The following is an 865-nucleotide window of genomic DNA, read 5'->3' as shown; positions in this document are numbered from 1 at the left end:
TGCAGGAAGTAGGTCCGAAGTGGTGGATCGTAGCCGATGACAGCGTCTGGATCCGAGCGGCCCTGTCCGATGACGGTGCCAGTGACAGTGATGGTGTAGCGGCTCATTGCAACCTCCTTTTGCGGTGGGGAGCCGGCCCCTTCCGGGGCCGGCCACCGATGCCTCACTGGGGGTTGTTCCAGAGGATGACCTTCTTGTTTTCCTCGCCACCCGGGGCGGGCGCGAGGTTGCCGAAGATCACGCCGATCTCGGGGGCTTCCAGCTTGACCGAGAGGTATTCCTCGCCCGAACGCTGGGAGATGCGGTGCCAGCCGGCTCCGATCTCGAAGCCCGTGCGCTTGTTGACGATCCGGTAGTCGGGCGCGTCCTCGCGCGACTTGTTGGTGTTCGGGATGAGGGTGATCGGAGCGTTGACCCGGAGCGTGGCAAAGACGCCTTCCATCGAGCCGTCGGCCTTGGTGGTGAGGTTTGCGATCGTGGTGGCCATGGTAGTTCTCCTTCGGTTGCATCGGGACCATTCCCGATGGCGCCAAAGGAGAGGGCCGTCCTGCTGCGGTCATCTCGGCGAAAATTCTGGAAAATTCTATTTGCCGAAAAATAGCGGGCAGGCCCTTCGCCTGCCCGCAGACAAAAAACAGAAATCGAATTTTCCTGAATATTCGCCGAGTGTACCCCCAACGGGGGTTGACCGCACAAAGCAGGCGGTCGTCTACAAAGGCGACATGAAACGGGAATGGCCCCGGATGGGACCGGAGGAAAAGAACTCAGGCCGCCATCGCTTGGCCACCCATGCAACGCTGCCGGATCGCCGGTGCAGACTGCAGCCTCTCTGGTCATGTCGTCTGCGTCGTCAACCTCCAACAGC

General features: G+C 61.3%; 1 protein-coding gene. It reads right to left on the bottom strand.

The window, feature by feature from the left end; genetic code table 11:
* Positions 1–163: 163 nt before the first annotated feature.
* Positions 164–487, bottom strand: a complete 324-nt coding sequence (locus tag EN935_RS38140; protein ID WP_006205585.1) for a DUF736 family protein — start codon at positions 485–487, stop codon at positions 164–166.
* Positions 488–865: the final 378 nt, after the last annotated feature.

The organism is Mesorhizobium sp. M7D.F.Ca.US.004.03.1.1 (assembly GCF_003998635.1).
Lineage (GTDB): Bacteria > Pseudomonadota > Alphaproteobacteria > Rhizobiales > Rhizobiaceae > Mesorhizobium > Mesorhizobium loti.
Note: the sequence above shows the minus strand (reverse complement) of the source record. Positions and strands in the feature narration are given on the sequence as shown.